Origin of the sequence: Nitrosomonas sp. sh817, from assembly GCF_030908545.1 — a bacterium.
Classification (GTDB): Bacteria; Pseudomonadota; Gammaproteobacteria; order Burkholderiales; family Nitrosomonadaceae; genus Nitrosomonas.
This window is the reverse complement of sequence record NZ_CP133083.1, coordinates 2689222-2705505: the sequence shown is the minus strand read 5'-3', so window position 1 is coordinate 2705505 and position 16284 is coordinate 2689222. Positions and strand designations below refer to the sequence as shown.

Sequence of the window (16284 nt, the reverse complement as noted above, 5' to 3'; positions counted from 1 at the left end):
CAATTTCTACCAATTGGTGATATCGGCTGCTTCGCCTTCGCCGCCGGGTTGCCCGTCCTTGCCGTAGGAAAGCAGATCAAATTCGGCGCGATCGCCCGGATACTTGTAAACATAGGGGCGTCCCCACGGATCGGCTGGAGGCAGTTTGGATAGATAGGGACCTTGCCATCTTGCTTCATTGCTGGGGCGGGTCACCAACGCTGTCAAACCTTGCTCGGTGGCCGGGTAGCTGCCGACATCCAAGCGGTATTGATGCAAAGCTTTCTCCAGGGCATCGATTTGCGCCTGCGCCATTTTGATTTCAGATTTGCCAACCTGAGAAAAGTATTTTGGTCCGACATAGGCAGCGAGTAAACCAATAATAACCATTACAACGAGAAGCTCAAGCAATGTGAAACCCAGCATATTATTTGTTTTTTGATGCCTAATCCGATACATCATAATTTTCCTTTAACTAGTAAGATTTATCATATTAAACTTTCACATGGTAAGTTGCTTATATGACAGGGTCAAGAAGGCATGCCACAAGGCAATGGATTTTGTTGGCTGTCAGCAACTATCGGCGGAGAATTGCCCACCATCGGGCGATATTGAGCAGTGTCATCAAGGACGCCGAAACGTAAGTCCAGGCTGCTGCACGTAATATTTTCCGGGCATGCGGCTCGTCGCCTTCCATCAGATAGCCGCCTTGCTCCAGCATCGGCAGCGCGCGGGCGAAGCTGGCATGCAGTTCCATCGGCAAGGTGATGAAATGAATGATGGTGGCAAACCCTAATGTTAACAGACCGCCCGCTAAAAATAGCGCGCCTGCGACCGGGGCTTTGGTGGTGACGGTAATGACCGGAGCAATCATTAAAATGGCTGCTCCCAGCTTTTCCACCGGGGCGGCGATTTCCACCAGACGCGTGCGCAACCGCAACGGCATATAACCATCACGATCCTGAATCGCATGACCGACTTCATGCGCCGCAACGGTGATTGCAGTCAATGATTTACCGTTATATTTATCGGCTGTCAGCCGAACGGCTTTTGCAATCGGATCGTAATGATCCCCCTGGTCCGTTAATTCTACCTTCACGGTTTGCAATTTTGCCCAATCCAGCAGGATGCGGGCCAATTCCGCGCCGGTACCGGGGTAGCGGTCTTCCGGAATGCTGTATTTTGCGAGCGTATGCTTAACCCAGTAAGAAGGTCCAACGATAACGGCGGTAATAATGATGATCAGTATCAAATAAAACATAAAAGTCTGATATTGACTCGAATAAATGGTTCCATCCGCTATTTTCCGATTATTTCGAAGGATGCGCCACCCGAGTTCGACGATATTTGCTTGCCAGCTTAGCAAAAATTTATTTTTCCGATTATGCGAGCAAAGTAAACAAATGCTGTTTATTCTTTTTTTAAAATTGCTTTATTCGCGAATAAAAATTGCGGACATATCGAATGCGGCGCAGCGATCGCACGATCGTGGCGGTCACATCCGGATCAGCTTCCGATTTTGATTGCGTAACATCCTTGAATGTTGGAATATCTCGGTTAGCAGCGCCGGTAAACAGATTTACGCGACGGATGGAGCTGCAAATTTCTTGTACCCAACTATGACAGTAATGTTGCAACCGATTTACTCAATGGCTTGTAATGGCAAGTAGCAACAGCTTTTTCAATCGAAGGTATTTTTTACAGCTATTGGGACTGGCCGGTTTGTATTTTGTTTTTGGCCATCTCAGTTTTATTACCGCTGTATCTCATTTTATTGTCACACCGGTTTTTTTTGTATCCGAAGGGATTGCGCTGGCTGCGGTTATTTTGCTGGGCCGTAAGGTTTGGCCTGGTGTCTTTCTGGGCCAATGGGCATTGGCTTTGAGTACCGGTCTTGATCTTCTGCCGTCGCTCATGATTGCCGCTATCAATAGCATGGAAGCCGTCCTTGGGGCGGTGATGTTCAAGCGTTGGGGAATGAATCCGGCGTTAAACGACGTTCACCACTTAGGCCGGCTGGTGGCGTTGATTTTTTTGATTTTGCAACCGTTCAGCGCCAGCTTGGGAACAGCCACGCTGTTTTTCTTTAATGCCATTGAGGCATCGCAAAATTTTCAGTTGGCATGGGTTTATTGGTGGTTCGGAAATAGCTTGGGGCAGTTTCTGGTGACGCCATTTTTGCTGGTAGTATTTTCGTCTCCGGGCCGGTTTAAGGATTTCCAGCAAGCCATCATGAGCGCAATTATCCCGCTGATGCTGATGCTGCCGGCTACCTGGCTGGTTTTCGGCGATACCGCTTTAAGCGGGATTGCGCTTGCCCTGGTGATTTATGTGCCGCTTTTGCTGTGGATTGCGATAGCAAGTAATTTGGCTGTGGTGTCGTTGATTTGCAGCGGCATTACTGTACTCGCCTTGTACGAGACGGCGCGTGGCTTCGGACCCTTTGTCGAAACGCAAAGCTTGCATATTCTCGACATGAATATCTTTATTCTGGGTATTTCGCTGACGGCGCAATTTGTCAGTGTACTGTTCGCCGAACGTAATCAAGTCGAGAAAGCATTGCGGGAAAGCGAAGCCAGGTTATATACGATAATCGATTCCTCGCCGATACCTAAAGCGATCAACGATGATCAGCAAAATATCGTATTTCTTAATAAAGCGTTTATTCAATCGTTTGGTTATACCTTGAACGATATCCCGGTATTAGCGGAGTGGTGGCTCAAAGCATACCCGGATCCATCCTACCGTCAATGGGTGAAAACCACCTGGAATGAACATTTGGAAAAATCATCCCGCGGCGGCATCGGTTTCGAGCCGTTCGATGTGGTGATCCGCTGCAAGGATGGCTCTGAACGGAGCGTGATCGCTTCTGCGTCATCACTGGGATCGGGCGCATCTCACAAGCATCGCTTGATTACCTTGGTCGATATCACCTTGCGCAAGAATCTGGAAAATCAACTTTTTAGAAGTCATAAGTTTCTTGAGGACTTATCCAATAGCATTCCCGGTTTTATTTACCAGTTTCAGCGCTTCCCGGATGGGCGGGTGTGTGTGCCGTATGCCAGTAAGGGCATTACCGGAATTTTCGGAATAACCCCGGAAAGCGTGGTTGTGGATGCTTCTGCAATCTTTTCCGCTATTCATCCGCAAGATTCCGGGTTAATCGACCGCTCGATCCGGGAATCCACCGATACCTTAAGCGATTGGTATGCCGATTTCCGGATCATTACCCCGCATAATGAATTCCGCTGGATACACGCGCAATCCAAACCGGAAAAACAAGCGGACGGCAGTATCGTTTGGAACGGTTACGCGACTGACATTACCGAATTGAAGAATATTTCGCTGAAATTTGCGGCTTTGCTCGAGCACGCCAGCGATGGCGTGCATATTCTGGACGAAGACGGCAATATCGTGGAATTCAGCCACTCGTTTGCGAAGATGCTGGGTTATTCCAACGAGGAAACCGCCCGGCTCAATGTCATGGACTGGGATGCCATGATTCCGAAAGATAAATTGATCGATGCCGTGCGCGAGGTATCGAGAACTCCGCGCGTTTTCGAGACGCTGCACCGCCGTAAGGATGGCGTCATCATCGACGTTGAGATCAATGCGCGAAGAATAGAAATTTCAGGCAAGCAATTGATTTATGCATCGTCACGGGAAATCACCAAACGGAAGTTACGTGAAAAAGAAATCGAATATCAACGTCTGCGTCTGTCCAATATTATTGAAGGCACGCATATCGGTACCTGGGAATGGAATGTACAAACGGGGGAAGTGATTTTTAATGAGCGTTGGGCTGAAATCATCGGTTATACCCTCGACGAATTGGCTCCAACCTCGATCGAAACCTGGCTTAGCTATGCGCATCCGGATGATCTAAAGCAATCCGAGGCGATCCTGAAAGATCATTTTGCCGGAAAAATTTCTTATTACGAGTTCGAAGCGCGGATGCGCCATAAAGCCGGTCATTGGGTCTGGGTGCTGGATCGCGGCAAAGTTACGAGCTGGACGGAAGATGGTAAACCGCTGATGATGTTCGGTACGCATCAGGATATTACGGAACAAAAAGAGCGTGAAGCGATGCTGATTGAAGCGCGCCGCCAGGCGGAAGCAGCCAGTATCGCGAAAACCCGTTTTCTTGCGATGATGTCGCATGAAATCCGTACTCCGATGAATGCTGTGATCGGTATGGCCTATTTACTAGGAAAAACCGCGCTCGATTCCCAGCAAAGCATGTTTCTCCGGAATATCGAGGGATCCTCCAAGATATTACTGGGTGTCATTAGCGATATTTTGGACTACTCCAAGATTGAAGCCAATAAAATTGAATTGGATAACATTCCGGTTGACTTGGATAATATTCTGGAGAATTTGTCGGCGATCGGATCTACAGCGGTAAAGGACAAAGCCATCGATGTCATGTTTTACATCGCGCCCGATGTGCCTAGATACTTTTCCGGCGATCCACTGCGATTAAGTCAAATTTTAGTCAACCTTATCAATAATGCGATCAAGTTTACCGATCAAGGCGAAGTAATTATCCGCATCGCGATTGAAAAGACGGGCCGTGCGGATACCGTCAAACTGATTTTCAGCGTGAGCGACACCGGCATCGGGATCAAGCCGGAGCAAATGGAAAATCTTTTTGAAGCATTTTCACAAGCGGATTCCTCCATCACCCGCCGTTTTGGCGGTAGCGGCCTGGGACTTGCCATTTCCCGCAGACTGGCCCGGCAAATGGGCGGCGACATCGTTGTTGAAAGCGAATATGGCAAAGGCAGTTGCTTTCGTTGCATCGTCAAATTGCAATTACCCGCAACTGACTTCCAGCCTTGGGTGGTTATTCCGGAAACCCTGCGTGCACTCAATGTGATGCTGATCGATGATCACGCGGTGACGCGCAAGGTATTGGCTGAAACAACGCAGTCATTCGGCTGGCAAGTGACTGCTGTAGAGAATGTTGAGCAGGCGGCCGGGCAACTGACGGGTGAAGGCTCACTGAGATACGATTTGATGTTGTTTACCCTACGCGATACCGGCGCTGACGGACGGGATGCATGTAAGGCGATTGCAATGGCGCTGCCAGCGCCTGTTAGACCCAAAATCATTCTGATGACCAATTCTCTGGATCCGGAGTTCTCAAGAAGATCCGAGACGGATAATGCTATTGGTATTTTGCATAAACCTTTTGTACCGTCGAGTTTGGTTAATCTCGTGATTGCGCTTTTCGGTAAAGAAGGGTCACGCGAGGGTGAGAGCGGTCATGGCGTGAAAAAATGAGCGGCTGGAGACGGTTTATCGATTCGCTCGTGCAGTCGATTAATCAGCGTTTTTTTAATAAGATCGAGAGCGTTTGGCCGGACATAAAGCGGCTATCGGTTTTGCTGTGATGGTATCCTGCCTGTGGTTGTTGGCAACGACAGTTTCCGATAGATTTCTCAATGCCCGGCCTGGAGGTGATCGTTATGAGATTGGCCGTCTGGTTAACAAGCGTTGTAAGCTACGGGGTCTGAATAGCGGCAGCGCGGTGAGTCCGATGAGCAGCATGATCCAAGCCTGCGGTTCCGGAACCGGCGTTACGGTTTCAAAGCTCACGTGATCCAGTGTATAGGAAGTGCTTGGTATCGGTCCGGAACGATTGATTAAGATCGCGATGCCGTCGACTTGATCCCAATTGAAAGCCAAGTTGTTGGATACGTCCAGGTTTACGGATAGCGGTCCCCCTGGAATGCCCGGCGCAATGTTTAGTCCGGACTGTGAATAATAAAGCGGACTGGATGGATCCAATGGCGCTGAGGTATAAAATACCGCGACCAGATTCAATGCATCTTCCACACCCGAAAAATTAAACTGCAGCGCGTTATACTCGGATAGATCCAAATTCAGCAGCGGTCCGCCCACCGACGGATCGCCGGTTGGTCTGGTGAAAGCGCCGTAATTGATCAATGTTTCGGCCATGGCGCCCGTTCCCTGCGCGACACTGAGATTGCCATCGCCAACCTGCAGCACGGATACGCTATGTAACGGATTATTGTAAACATGTAAAAAGGCTTCGCGGACGCCGCCGGGTACGGATGGCGTGGAAGTTTGAATTTCACCGGCTGCGCCGGGTGTAGTGAAATCGCCGGCGGTAGTGATTACGGTAAATTCTTTGGGCGTTGGCGCATCGAAGCTATCCAAAACGAAAGATGCCGCGCTTGCCGCGCTTGTTAAGAGCATGCCTGACAGTAAAAGCAAGCCGAATCGGCAATACGCTGATTTTAGAGAAAGGTTGTTGGTCGGCATATGGCCTCCTGCTGAAGAGAAGATAGAAACAAAGATACAATTAACTTTTGGTAGTATTGACCAGTTTACGAAGAATCAATGCCGCAGTCTGTGATAAAAATCACACTGCGCATTTGATTCCAACACACATGTTAAAAAATGCGAGATATCGATAAGGAATTGGATGCCCGCGGTTTGGTTTGCCCGCTGCCGATTTTACGAACCAAGCAATCGCTGGCGGCGATGTCGAGCGGGCAAATTTTGCGGATTATTGCCACCGATAAAGGTTCGGTGATCGACTTTCAAGTATTCGCCGAACAAACCGGTCATGCGCTGCTGTCGATGTCGCAGACGGCGGATGAGTTTGTTTTTGTGCTGAAAAAACGCTAATCCCCGTGCGTGCTCCGTGTCCAAAATGGTTTGATGCCATCGCTTCCGGTTGTTGGCTGCGGGTACAACAAGCCGATGCATTATTTCGCCCGGGATCGCGCGGCATTTAACAGGATAACGGTTGTGCCTGAATCGATCTATCCACTCTTCGCTTTTTTGCCGCTCGGGTTGGCCGCGGTATTGCTGGTGGGGTTCAACTGGCCCGCGCGGCGCGCCATGCCGTTGGTGTTTGCCGTCACCGTAGCGATTGCGCTGGTCGTGTGGGGCATGACCGTCAATCGCGTGATCGCATCCGCTTTGCAAGGATTGATTCTGACCGGTTCGATCTTGTGGATCATTTTCGGCGCGATTCTGCTGCTCAATACCTTGAAACACTCAGGTGCAATTACTACGATCCGGCGCGGATTTTCAAACATCAGCCCGGACCGGCGCGTGCAGGTCATCATCGTGGCATGGTTGCTGGGATGTTTTATCGAAGGCGCATCGGGATTCGGCACACCGGCGGCGGTGGTGGCGCCGCTGCTGGTGGCGTTGGGGTTTCCGGCTTTGGCGGCGGTGATGGCCGGCATGATGGTGCAATCGACACCGGTGTCGTTCGGCGCGGTGGGCACGCCGATCGTCGTCGGCGTTACCGGCGGACTGGACCAAACGGCCATCAGCGAGCGGCTGATCGAACACGGCTCAAGCTGGGATGCGCTATACCAAATGATCACATCAGAGGTTGCATTGATACATGCTGTCGCGGGCTTATTAATGCCGTTGCTGATGTGCACGATGCTGACGCGTTTTTTCGGTCGAGATCAATCCTGGCGCGAAGGATTGGCGATCGCGCCGTTTGCGCTTTTTGCCGGGCTGGCTTTCGTGGTGCCGTATGCGTTGGCGGGTGTTTTTCTGGGACCGGAATTTCCCTCATTGACCGGTGCCATGATCGGATTGGCGATCGTTGTACCGGCAGCGCGCACTGGGTTCTTGATCCCCAGGCAGCCGTGGGATTTTCCTGAAGCCCGCGATTGGCCATCGAAATGGCTGGGCAGTATCGACATCCGGCTGGAAAGCCTGGCGGCAAAAACACCGGTATCGCTGGTTGCGGCATGGTGCCCGTACGGGCTGCTGGCGTTATTGCTGGTAGTGTCGCGTGCCCATGACGGACTCAAATCGTGGCTGAATCAGCACGGCGTGCTGGACTGGGATGATATCCTCGGTGAAACCGGTATTTCCGGCAGCATCGCGTTGCTTTATCAGCCGGGCGGATTGATGATCCTGGTGGTGCTGGTGACTTTTTTTCTGCACCGCATGCAATTCGCCGAACTCAAAATGGCGGTTAAAGAATCGGCTCAAACCCTGATCGGCGCCGGTTTTGTGTTGATTTTCACGGTACCGATGGTACGCATTCTGATCAATTCCGGCGAGAATCTGGCGGGTTTGCCGGCGATGCCGCAGGCGATGGCGCAACTCGTTGCCGATAGTGTCGGCGCGGTTTATCCGTTTTTCGCGCCGTCGGTGGGTGCGCTCGGTGCTTTCATCGCCGGATCCAATACCGTGTCGAACTTGATGCTGGCACAATTCCAATTTGATACCGCGCAATTGATCGGTGTGTCCAGCGCGCTGCTGGTGGCGGTGCAAGCAGCCGGGGCGGCGGCCGGTAACATGATCGCAATTCATAACGTGGTGGCCGCTTCCGCGACAGTCGGCTTGCTCGGCCGCGAAGGCGAAACCATCCGCATGACCGTTGTTCCGACGCTGTACTATCTGATCGTAACCGGGGCAATCGCAATGATTGCGATTAACGGATTGGGCGTTACCGATCCTTTGATGCAGCGGTTTTGAGCGCCGTCAGCCGCCGGCAACGGTCATGCGGTCGATCAATACCGAACCGCATTGCTTCGAGCCGCGCACGATGACATCATCGCCGATTGCAATGATTCCGCGGAACATATCCTTCAGATTGCCGGCAATGGTGATTTCTTCCACCGGATAGCGGATGGCGCCGTTTTCAACCCAGAATCCGGAAGCACCCCGGGAATAATCCCCGGTCACCGGGTTAATGCCGTGCCCCAGTAACTCGGTGACCAGCAGGCCGGTATCCATTTTCTTTAAAAGACCCTGGAAAGACAGAGGGGTGCCATTTTTCATGATCAGGTTGTGCGTGCCGCCGGCGTTGCCGGTCGTGCGCATGCCGAGTTTGCGCGCGGAATAGCTGCCGAGGAAATAACCTTGCACAATGCCGTTTTCCACCACATGACGGTCAAGGGTGGCGACGCCGTCATCGTCAAACGGACCACTCGCCAAGCCTTTGTGCAAATGCGGTAACTCCACAATCTGAACATCCGGCGCAAAGACTTGCTGGCCGATGCTGTCGATCAGAAAAGAAGATTTCCGGTACAAGTTGTTACCGGATATTGCAGAAGCAAAATGTCCGAACAAGCCCGATGCAATGGGCGCTTCGAACAGAACCGGCACTTCGCAGGTGCTGATTTTTCTGGCACCCAGGCGTGCTGCGCTTCGTTCACCGGCTTTTCGTCCGATGCTTTCGACGGTTTCCAGATCCGCCGCATCGCGCACTACGCTGTACCAGTAATCGCGCTGTTTACTATCGCCTTGCTCGGCGATCATCGCGCAACTGATGCTGTGGCGCGATAATGGGTATCCACCCATGAATCCCAGGCTGTTGGCATAAATAAACTGCGATTCGCTGACGGAAACGCTCGCGCCTTCGGAATTGGCGATGCGCTTATCGGCGGCAAAACCGGATTGTTCGCATTGCTTGGCCAGTTCGATGGCTTCTTCGACGCTGATTTGCCACGGGTAATACAAATTCAGGCTCGGATAGTCTTTTGCCAGCAGCTCGGCATCCGCCAGACCGGCGCAATCATCGTCCGCGGTATAACGCGCAATCGACAACGCTGCGGCAACGGTGTCGCTGATTGCCTGCGGTGAGAAATCGGAGGTGCTGGCATGACCGCGTTTCTGCTCGATGTAGACAGTAACCGACAAGCCTTTATCGCGATTGTATTCAATCGTTTCCACTTCATGCTGCCGCACCGTGACAGTCTGGCCGAAGCCATCGGAAACGTTGGTTTCGCAAGCGCTGGCGCCGCCTTTTTGAGCGTGTTGCAAAATATCGCGGGCGATTTGTTGCAGCGTGCTGAGGGAATAGGAAAATCGGGTATCGGAAACAGTCAGGTTATTCATGTCGTACAATTAGAATGAAAATATAAGCGAATCTTAAACGAGGAAGCTATGATAACAGCTTCTTGATACCGCATTACACAGGTTACCGTGCAAAAAGAACCGCAACACGATGATAACGAAGCAATCGCGCCGAGCAAAACGCAACGCAAAAAAGATATGCACGATTTACAGGCAATCGGCGAGCAGCTGGTGGAACTCGATCCGAAGAAACTGGCCGAGTTTGACCTGCCGGAAATTTTAGTCGACGCCATCAAGCTGGCTCGGCCCATGCAAAAACACGGCGCGCGGCGGCGGCAACTGCAATACATCGGCCGCTTGATGCGCGAAGTCGATGCATCGCCGATCCAGGAAAAGCTCGACTCCTGGCAGCAAAACTCCAAACAACAAACCGCCCGGCTGCATCAATTGGAGCGCTGGCGTGAACGCTTGTTAAGCGATGAACACGCGCTCACCGAATTCGCCAAACAATACCCGCAAGCCGACTTGCAGCGCCTGCGGCTGCTGATCCGCAACGCGCAAAAGGAAAAAGCCGCCGAAAAACCGCCGAAGAGCTTCCGCTTGTTGTTTCAGGAGTTGCAGGGAATTGTTGAGGTCTGATGGTTCACTGCGTGTGGGTAATTAGCAGGCTATGTCACAGAATTGCTCGCCGGATCTGCATAGAGACATAAAAATAGAGGTATACACAATGAAATCAGCGGAATTTAAGCCGGAATGAGGTCATGGCATTGATCAAACGTAGCCAGGATGAAACCTGCCTGTCCTGCTTGTGAAACAACCGGGCTATACCGGCGATTGTTCACCGCCCGGTTAATATTGTTGCAGGTCAGTGTGTTATAAACAACATATTCAGAATGTTAATACTTATGGCAGCCGGCTCAATCAATGGATGAAAAGTTTGATGGAGTAGCTACGCGCTATCTTGGGAGTTATCTCGGATGGCGCAGAATGATTGACCGCCTCGGTCAAAATATTACACCGGCACTTTTTTCCCCGGCGTCTGTTGGAAAAACAAGACAGTTTCAACGGCTAAATGTGACATAGCCTTTTTAAAAGACAATTCCACAATGATTATCTACCACTTCACCCCTTCCGAATTTGCTCTCAGAGCCTTGCGTGACCGCCGGTTAAAAATTGCCCGCATCAATGAATTGATTGATCCATTTGAATTTTGTGTGGCGGATTTTTCCGATGCGGATACCCGGATCAAGCTGGAAACATTCAAGAATCAAACGAATGAACGATACGGCGTTATCTGTTTTTGCGAGAACTATCACGATCCGGTGCTGTGGAGTCATTATGCCGATGGGCATCGCGGTGTGGCGTTGGTGTTTGACATTCCGGACGATATGGCGATTCGCATCGGTTATCAGCCGGAGCGTTTTAAGCTGGATGTTGATGAGGCTATTCAGCGCGGCAGTTTCGATGAATCTGATTTGAAGACGTTTATTGCGACAAAATTTTCAAGCTGGGGTTATGAAAGAGAGATTCGAATGATGTGTCACCTGAGCGATCATTTTTGCCAGATCGATGCCAAAGGGAAAAAGGTTTATTTCGAATCGTTAAGTCTGGAATCGTATGGTGTGGATGCGTTGAAGCTGGTCGGATTGATCCGCGGCGTCGGCTGCGATTTGAAACCTGCGGATATCGCCAGTGAATTGCTGGCGGTGGATTCGCTGCCGGTTCAGGATGCGCGGCTGGATTCGTCGTCTTTCCAAATCGTTGCGGGTGAGTGCTATCCGGTCAGCGGTGTGCGATCGTTCTCCGCTTGCTGCTTCAGGGTCTGATCGTTTCATCAAATGTTCATGAATATTTCATCAACTGTTCAAATGCGCTTAACAATACCGCTCTAAACTTCCGTGTCATCAATATCCTATAAGGGCATTCATGATGACAGATAAAGCGCCAATCAAAGTTAGAAGTGTGTGGATCTCCGATGTGCACCTCGGTTTTCGCGGTTGCCAGGCGGAGGCGTTGTTGCATTTCTTGCATTCGGTCGAAACCGATTATCTTTTTCTGGTTGGCGATATTGTCGATTTCTGGAGCATCAAAAAAACGCCTTACTGGCCGCAGCAGCATACCAATGTGATCCGCTCTATTCTTGGCAAAGCCAAACACGGTACGAAAGTGATTTATGTGCCGGGAAATCATGATGAAGCGTTACGCGATTGCGTCGGCCATGTTTTCGGGAATGTGGAGATCCATCAGGATTACGTACATACCACCACGGACGGCAGAAAACTGCTGGTGATGCACGGCGACGAATTCGACATGATCGTCAAACACAGCCGCTGGCTGGCGAAGCTTGGCAATGTCGCGTATGACACATTACTGGATCTGAGCCATTATTTTAACGGCTTGCGCAAATTTTTCGGTTATTCCTATTGGTCGCTATCGGCGTACCTGAAGTTGAAAGTAAAAAATGCGGTCAGTTACATCAGCAGTTTTGAAGACGCATTGGCGCATCTTGCCAGGGAACGGGGTGTCGATGGTGTAGTGTGCGGCCACATCCATCATGCCGAGTTGCGGGAAATCAATTCGGTGCTTTATTGTAACGATGGTGACTGGGTGGAAAGCTGTTCGACGCTGCTGGAACATCTGGACGGTTCGTTGGAACTCGTGTTTTGGAACGAACGCTTTGAACAGTACCAGAATTTAGTCCAGGAACAATTGCTTGCCAGCAGAGAAGCCGCCTAGATTCTTGCTGAGCTTGGATGGCGGCGGCAGCCATCTGCTGATACAGCTGAGCGTGTTGGCCTGCCTGGAACAAGACACCGGCGTATCGACTTATGAGCGGTTCGATATGATTGCGGGCTCTTCCTCCGGCGGTTTGATCGCCTGTTTGATTCTAGGTCAAAAAACCAGTGCTGAGGCGCTCGTTCATAAGATTGTCAAAGAGCGGTTGTTGCAGGCAATGATGATTGAACATGGTATGAGCCGTTTTCTGAGCAGATTGCAGCTACGGCCGAAGTTTCAGAGCGCACCTAAAAGCAAAACACTGCAAGCGGCGCTGCAAGATTGCAGGCTTTCCTCGCTAGAGAAACTGCTTTTTATTCCTTGCTTCAATCTGAGCCGCGATTCCCTGGAGGTCTTTACCAATTCCGTTCAACCGGATTTTCTGCTGCATGAAATTGCCGATGCGTGTACCGCAGCGCCTTCGTTTTATGCGCCGGTCCGGTTACAAGACGGCGATTGGCGCATCGACGGTGGGGTCGGGATGAATAATCCCGGATTAAGCGCTTATTTATATGCGCAAAAAAACTGGCCGGACACCGGCATCAAAATGCTTTCGATCGGATCCGGCTGGCGCAGATTTGCGATGGATGGCGAGAAAGCCTGCCGCTATGGCGGGTTGCAATGGTCCGCATCCGGTATCGCCTCGCTGATTCTCCGGGAGAAGATGATTTCCAATGCCAATAATACGATGCAGGTACTTGGCGATCAGATGCTTTATATCAATGACTACTTGCAAGACTACAACATGCCGGATCACATGGATTCCGCCAAGGATCCGGCAATTCAGCGGAAAGCGCTGGATGTCGGCGTATCGTGGTTTCACCGGCACCGGCCGCAAATCAAATATTGGTTGAACAACGCGCACTGAGTGACTGACCCGTATGACTGCAACCTAATTGTCATGCGATTGCCAAGAATTCGTCATTCAGTTGTCACGCGGAGCCGCTAAAATTTCCCATCTTCATGATTTTTAGAATAATTAACTCTGATCTGAAATTACATAATGAAAATTTTTTACGGTATTCAAGGAACAGGCAATGGCCATATCACGCGCGGCCGGATTATGGCGAGGGAATTGCGGGCGGCTGATCTGGACGTGACGTATCAATTTACCGGGAGGCCGCAAGATAAGTTCTTCGATATGGAGATTTTCAACGGCCATCAGTGGCGAGAAGGGCTGACCTTCAGCACCCATAACGGCAAGATCAATCACCTGCGGACTGTGTTCCAGTCAAAGCCGCTGCGTTTTTTGAAGGATATCCGCGCGCTGGATTTGAGCCGCTACGATCTGGTGATTTGCGACTTCGAGCCGGTTACTTCCTGGTCGGCGAGACGGCAGGGTAAAAAAACCGTGGGTTTCAGCCACCAATACGCGTTTCAATACAACATACCGCGCGCCGGTAGCGATCCGATGTCTGAATTGGTGTTAAAAAAATTTGCGCCGGTCGATTTCGGTATCGGCCTGCATTGGCATCATTTCGATCAACCGCTGTTGCCGCCGGTCATAGAGACGCCTTTTAATGCCGAGCAGTTGCGGAAAAACAAGATTGTCGTTTATTTGCCGTTCGAAAATCAGCAGCACATCATCAAGCTTTTCTCGCGCTTTAAAGATTTCGAGTTTCATATTTATTCGCCGGATGTGATTCCATCACCTTTTACACATATTTTTTGCAAGCCTTTATCGCTCACCGGATTCCAGAAAGACCTGGCGGATTGCGCCGGTATTATTTGTAATGCGGGGTTTGAGCTGGCGAGTGAATCGTTGCAGTTAGGCAAGAAAATTCTGGTAAAACCTGTACATGCGCAAATGGAACAAGCATCCAATGCCGCCGCTTTGAAGGCCTTAGGTTATGGGCATACGATGCAGACAGTCGATGCGGCGATTATTGAGGAATGGCTGTATATCACGAAGGCGTTGCGCGTGACATTTCCCAATACGGCCAAGCATCTGGTGCAATGGATTAAAGCCGGAATGCCGCCAATCGATCAATCCTGGTGTCATCAGATTTGGTCGGAAGTCAAAATAATTCCCGTGGATCTTGCCTAAACACATTGTTGATATGTCGCTTTCTTTGATAAATGAGAATCTATTATTTCAATCCAGTCCGCTGATCCTCAAGATTCCAGCGCCGCAAAAAATCCTGATTATTTTCAATCCGATTTCCAGTGCCGGAAACACCGAAGCAACGGCGGTTGAATTGGCAAAAGAGCTGATGTGCGAGGGTAAAGTGGTGGAGGTGCTGCCATCCGAGAAAAAAACCAAGGGATATTCGCGTATTGCCGGCAAGATCGAGGAGAATGATCTGATTGTGGTGGCCGGTGGCGATGGTACGGTCAGAAAATTACTGAATCTGATCGATAAAACCGATATGCCGATTTATGCCATTCCCGGCGGCAATGAGTCGTTGTTTGCCCGTTCCTACGAAATGAGCGCCAGCGCGGATGATCTTTTGCGGGCGATTGTAGCTGGTTCCTGCATACAGCAATATTATGGTTTGATCAGCGGTAAAGGGATTAAAGGCAGCAAGCCTTTTTTTCATATGGCTTCGATGGGATTGGATTCGTTAACCGTCAAAAACATCGGCAAGCGCAAAGGTCCGCTGAACGATTCGATTTATCTTTGGCACGGCTTGAAAGCGTTGTGTTCGTTGCATCACCCTAAGGTTTCCGTGCAAGTGGATGGGCAAGCCGTTGTCGATCATCAATCCGGTTATCTCATCGTAGCCAATAGCTCTGCATACGCCAGAAATTTACAACTGGTGCCGAGTGCCAATCCTTCGAGAAATGAACTGGTGGCCGGCTTTTTGCCGGGCGCGCGGCATCAACATGAGTTGATCAAAGCCATAAAAATTTTGCAACGCAAACCCGCCAATTTGCCGATGCAATACTATTCCGGGAGGCACATTGCTTGCACTTTGCATGGACAATCCTATCCGTTACAAGTGGATGGCGATTATTTCCGGAACCGGGATATCGAGGCTGAAAGCACTATCGAGTTCACCATCAGTTCCCGTCCGATCCGGGTATTACTACCTTCGCGTTTCGGTGTATGAGCGTACGAGCGGTTTGTCGGCGATTCGCGTTAGAGATATCTTTGATTAATTGATTTGTTAATGGATTGATTTAGAGAGGGAACGTAGGGTGTAGTAATCCGGACTGTCTCAGTTAGCTTGGATTAAATACAATCCGGCTTAATCACCCTACATTGACTGCTTCTCAGAAGCTGGAGATCACGTAAAAGTAATTCCTATTGAAAACTTCCGAGGATTTACTTCCCTTGGTTTATTTCATTGCATTTATCTAAGAAAGCTTGTCGTGCTGGTTCATTGTTTTTGAATTCAGCCAGCGACTTTTCCATGCCTCGTCCTGCGCAATTGACTGAATCCGCTTCGGGAAGACCGCCACCACTACATCCTACTAAACCAACACTAAGAACAATGATGCCAACAACATTTTTATTAACCTTCATTTAAAATTTTCCTATAAAGAAACACTACGATCTAATATATCTATTGATTTATCAATAACTTCTGATGTTGGCCCAGCCACACGAACCTAACTTTTTTATTTTACCTTAATCCCATTGCCTTTGTATTTTGTTTCTGACTTCGTTTTGATGTTGATCAAACCTTGTTCCTTTAAGACTGGAAAGTTTCCCTAAAGGAAGTTTTTGCTTCAATTCAAATTTGTGCCCCTACGATTTTCAAGATGATTGCCGTT

14 protein-coding genes and 1 pseudogene are annotated in these 16284 nt (G+C 50.0%); 10 read left to right on the top strand and 5 right to left on the bottom strand.

Going from position 1 to position 16284, the window contains the following annotated elements; translation table 11 throughout:
- Nucleotides 1–6: 6 nt before the first annotated feature.
- Nucleotides 7–441 (bottom strand): type II secretion system major pseudopilin GspG, encoded by a 435-nt coding sequence (gspG, locus tag RBH92_RS12830; protein WP_307932397.1) that lies wholly within the window; start codon nucleotides 439–441, stop codon nucleotides 7–9.
- A 115-nt stretch (nucleotides 442–556) separates the two neighbouring features.
- On the bottom strand, nucleotides 557–1345 hold the full coding sequence (locus RBH92_RS12825; RefSeq protein WP_307932396.1) for a zinc metallopeptidase: 789 nt from the start codon (nucleotides 1343–1345) through the stop codon (nucleotides 557–559).
- A 293-nt stretch (nucleotides 1346–1638) separates the two neighbouring features.
- Here RBH92_RS12825 and RBH92_RS12820 point away from each other — a divergent pair, with 293 nt between their 5' ends.
- Nucleotides 1639–5265: a PAS domain S-box protein gene (locus tag RBH92_RS12820; protein WP_307932395.1), complete on the top strand. Its 3627-nt coding sequence runs from the start codon at nucleotides 1639–1641 to the stop codon at nucleotides 5263–5265.
- 183 nt (nucleotides 5266–5448) lie between these two features.
- Here the strand turns inward: RBH92_RS12820 and RBH92_RS12815 are convergent, their stop codons facing one another.
- Nucleotides 5449–6270: a hypothetical protein gene (locus RBH92_RS12815; RefSeq protein WP_307932394.1), complete on the bottom strand. Its 822-nt coding sequence runs from the start codon at nucleotides 6268–6270 to the stop codon at nucleotides 5449–5451.
- A 138-nt stretch (nucleotides 6271–6408) separates the two neighbouring features.
- On the opposite strand from RBH92_RS12815, the gene RBH92_RS12810 reads away from it, so the two are divergent.
- Both RBH92_RS12810 and RBH92_RS12805 read left to right on the top strand, forming a co-directional pair.
- A complete protein-coding gene (locus tag RBH92_RS12810; protein WP_292922880.1) occupies nucleotides 6409–6639 on the top strand; it encodes a sulfurtransferase TusA family protein in 231 nt (76 codons plus the stop codon).
- Nucleotides 6640–6762: 123 nt separating this feature from the next.
- A complete protein-coding gene (locus RBH92_RS12805) occupies nucleotides 6763–8466 on the top strand; it encodes an L-lactate permease (RefSeq protein WP_307932393.1) in 1704 nt (567 codons plus the stop codon).
- A 6-nt stretch (nucleotides 8467–8472) separates the two neighbouring features.
- Here the strand turns inward: RBH92_RS12805 and pmbA are convergent, their stop codons facing one another.
- Nucleotides 8473–9831, bottom strand: coding sequence for a metalloprotease PmbA (gene pmbA / locus RBH92_RS12800; RefSeq protein ID WP_307932392.1), 1359 nt, complete (start codon nucleotides 9829–9831; stop codon nucleotides 8473–8475).
- 87 nt (nucleotides 9832–9918) lie between these two features.
- Between pmbA and yjgA the strand changes: the two genes are divergently transcribed.
- The 7 genes and pseudogenes from yjgA (at nucleotide 9919) to RBH92_RS12765 (ending at nucleotide 15617) form a co-directional block, all read left to right on the top strand.
- On the top strand, nucleotides 9919–10428 hold the full coding sequence (gene yjgA, locus RBH92_RS12795; RefSeq protein WP_307932391.1) for a ribosome biogenesis factor YjgA: 510 nt from the start codon (nucleotides 9919–9921) through the stop codon (nucleotides 10426–10428).
- A gap of 244 nt (nucleotides 10429–10672) precedes the next feature.
- A pseudogene (locus RBH92_RS12790) lies at nucleotides 10673–10872 on the top strand (IS1595 family transposase); the annotation flags it as partial.
- A gap of 23 nt (nucleotides 10873–10895) precedes the next feature.
- On the top strand, nucleotides 10896–11615 hold the full coding sequence (locus RBH92_RS12785; protein WP_307932390.1) for a DUF2971 domain-containing protein: 720 nt from the start codon (nucleotides 10896–10898) through the stop codon (nucleotides 11613–11615).
- A gap of 100 nt (nucleotides 11616–11715) precedes the next feature.
- A complete protein-coding gene (locus RBH92_RS12780) occupies nucleotides 11716–12525 on the top strand; it encodes a UDP-2,3-diacylglucosamine diphosphatase (RefSeq protein ID WP_307932389.1) in 810 nt (269 codons plus the stop codon).
- Nucleotides 12503–13432 carry a patatin-like phospholipase family protein gene (locus RBH92_RS12775; protein WP_307932388.1) on the top strand — a complete coding sequence of 310 codons (930 nt, stop codon included), beginning with the start codon at nucleotides 12503–12505 and terminating at the stop codon, nucleotides 13430–13432. Before RBH92_RS12780 ends, RBH92_RS12775 begins: the two co-directional genes overlap by 23 nt.
- 135 nt (nucleotides 13433–13567) lie before the next feature.
- Nucleotides 13568–14611 (top strand): MJ1255/VC2487 family glycosyltransferase, encoded by a 1044-nt coding sequence (locus RBH92_RS12770; RefSeq protein ID WP_307932387.1) that lies wholly within the window; start codon nucleotides 13568–13570, stop codon nucleotides 14609–14611.
- A gap of 13 nt (nucleotides 14612–14624) precedes the next feature.
- Nucleotides 14625–15617, top strand: coding sequence for a diacylglycerol/lipid kinase family protein (locus RBH92_RS12765; protein WP_307932386.1), 993 nt, complete (start codon nucleotides 14625–14627; stop codon nucleotides 15615–15617).
- Between the two features lie 215 nt (nucleotides 15618–15832).
- On the opposite strand, the gene trbK is transcribed toward RBH92_RS12765, so the two are convergent.
- The gene (gene trbK / locus RBH92_RS12760) at nucleotides 15833–16033 is read right to left on the bottom strand and encodes an entry exclusion lipoprotein TrbK (RefSeq protein ID WP_292922868.1); all 201 of its coding nucleotides are present in this window, start codon (nucleotides 16031–16033) and stop codon (nucleotides 15833–15835) included.
- Nucleotides 16034–16284 lie beyond the last annotated feature (251 nt).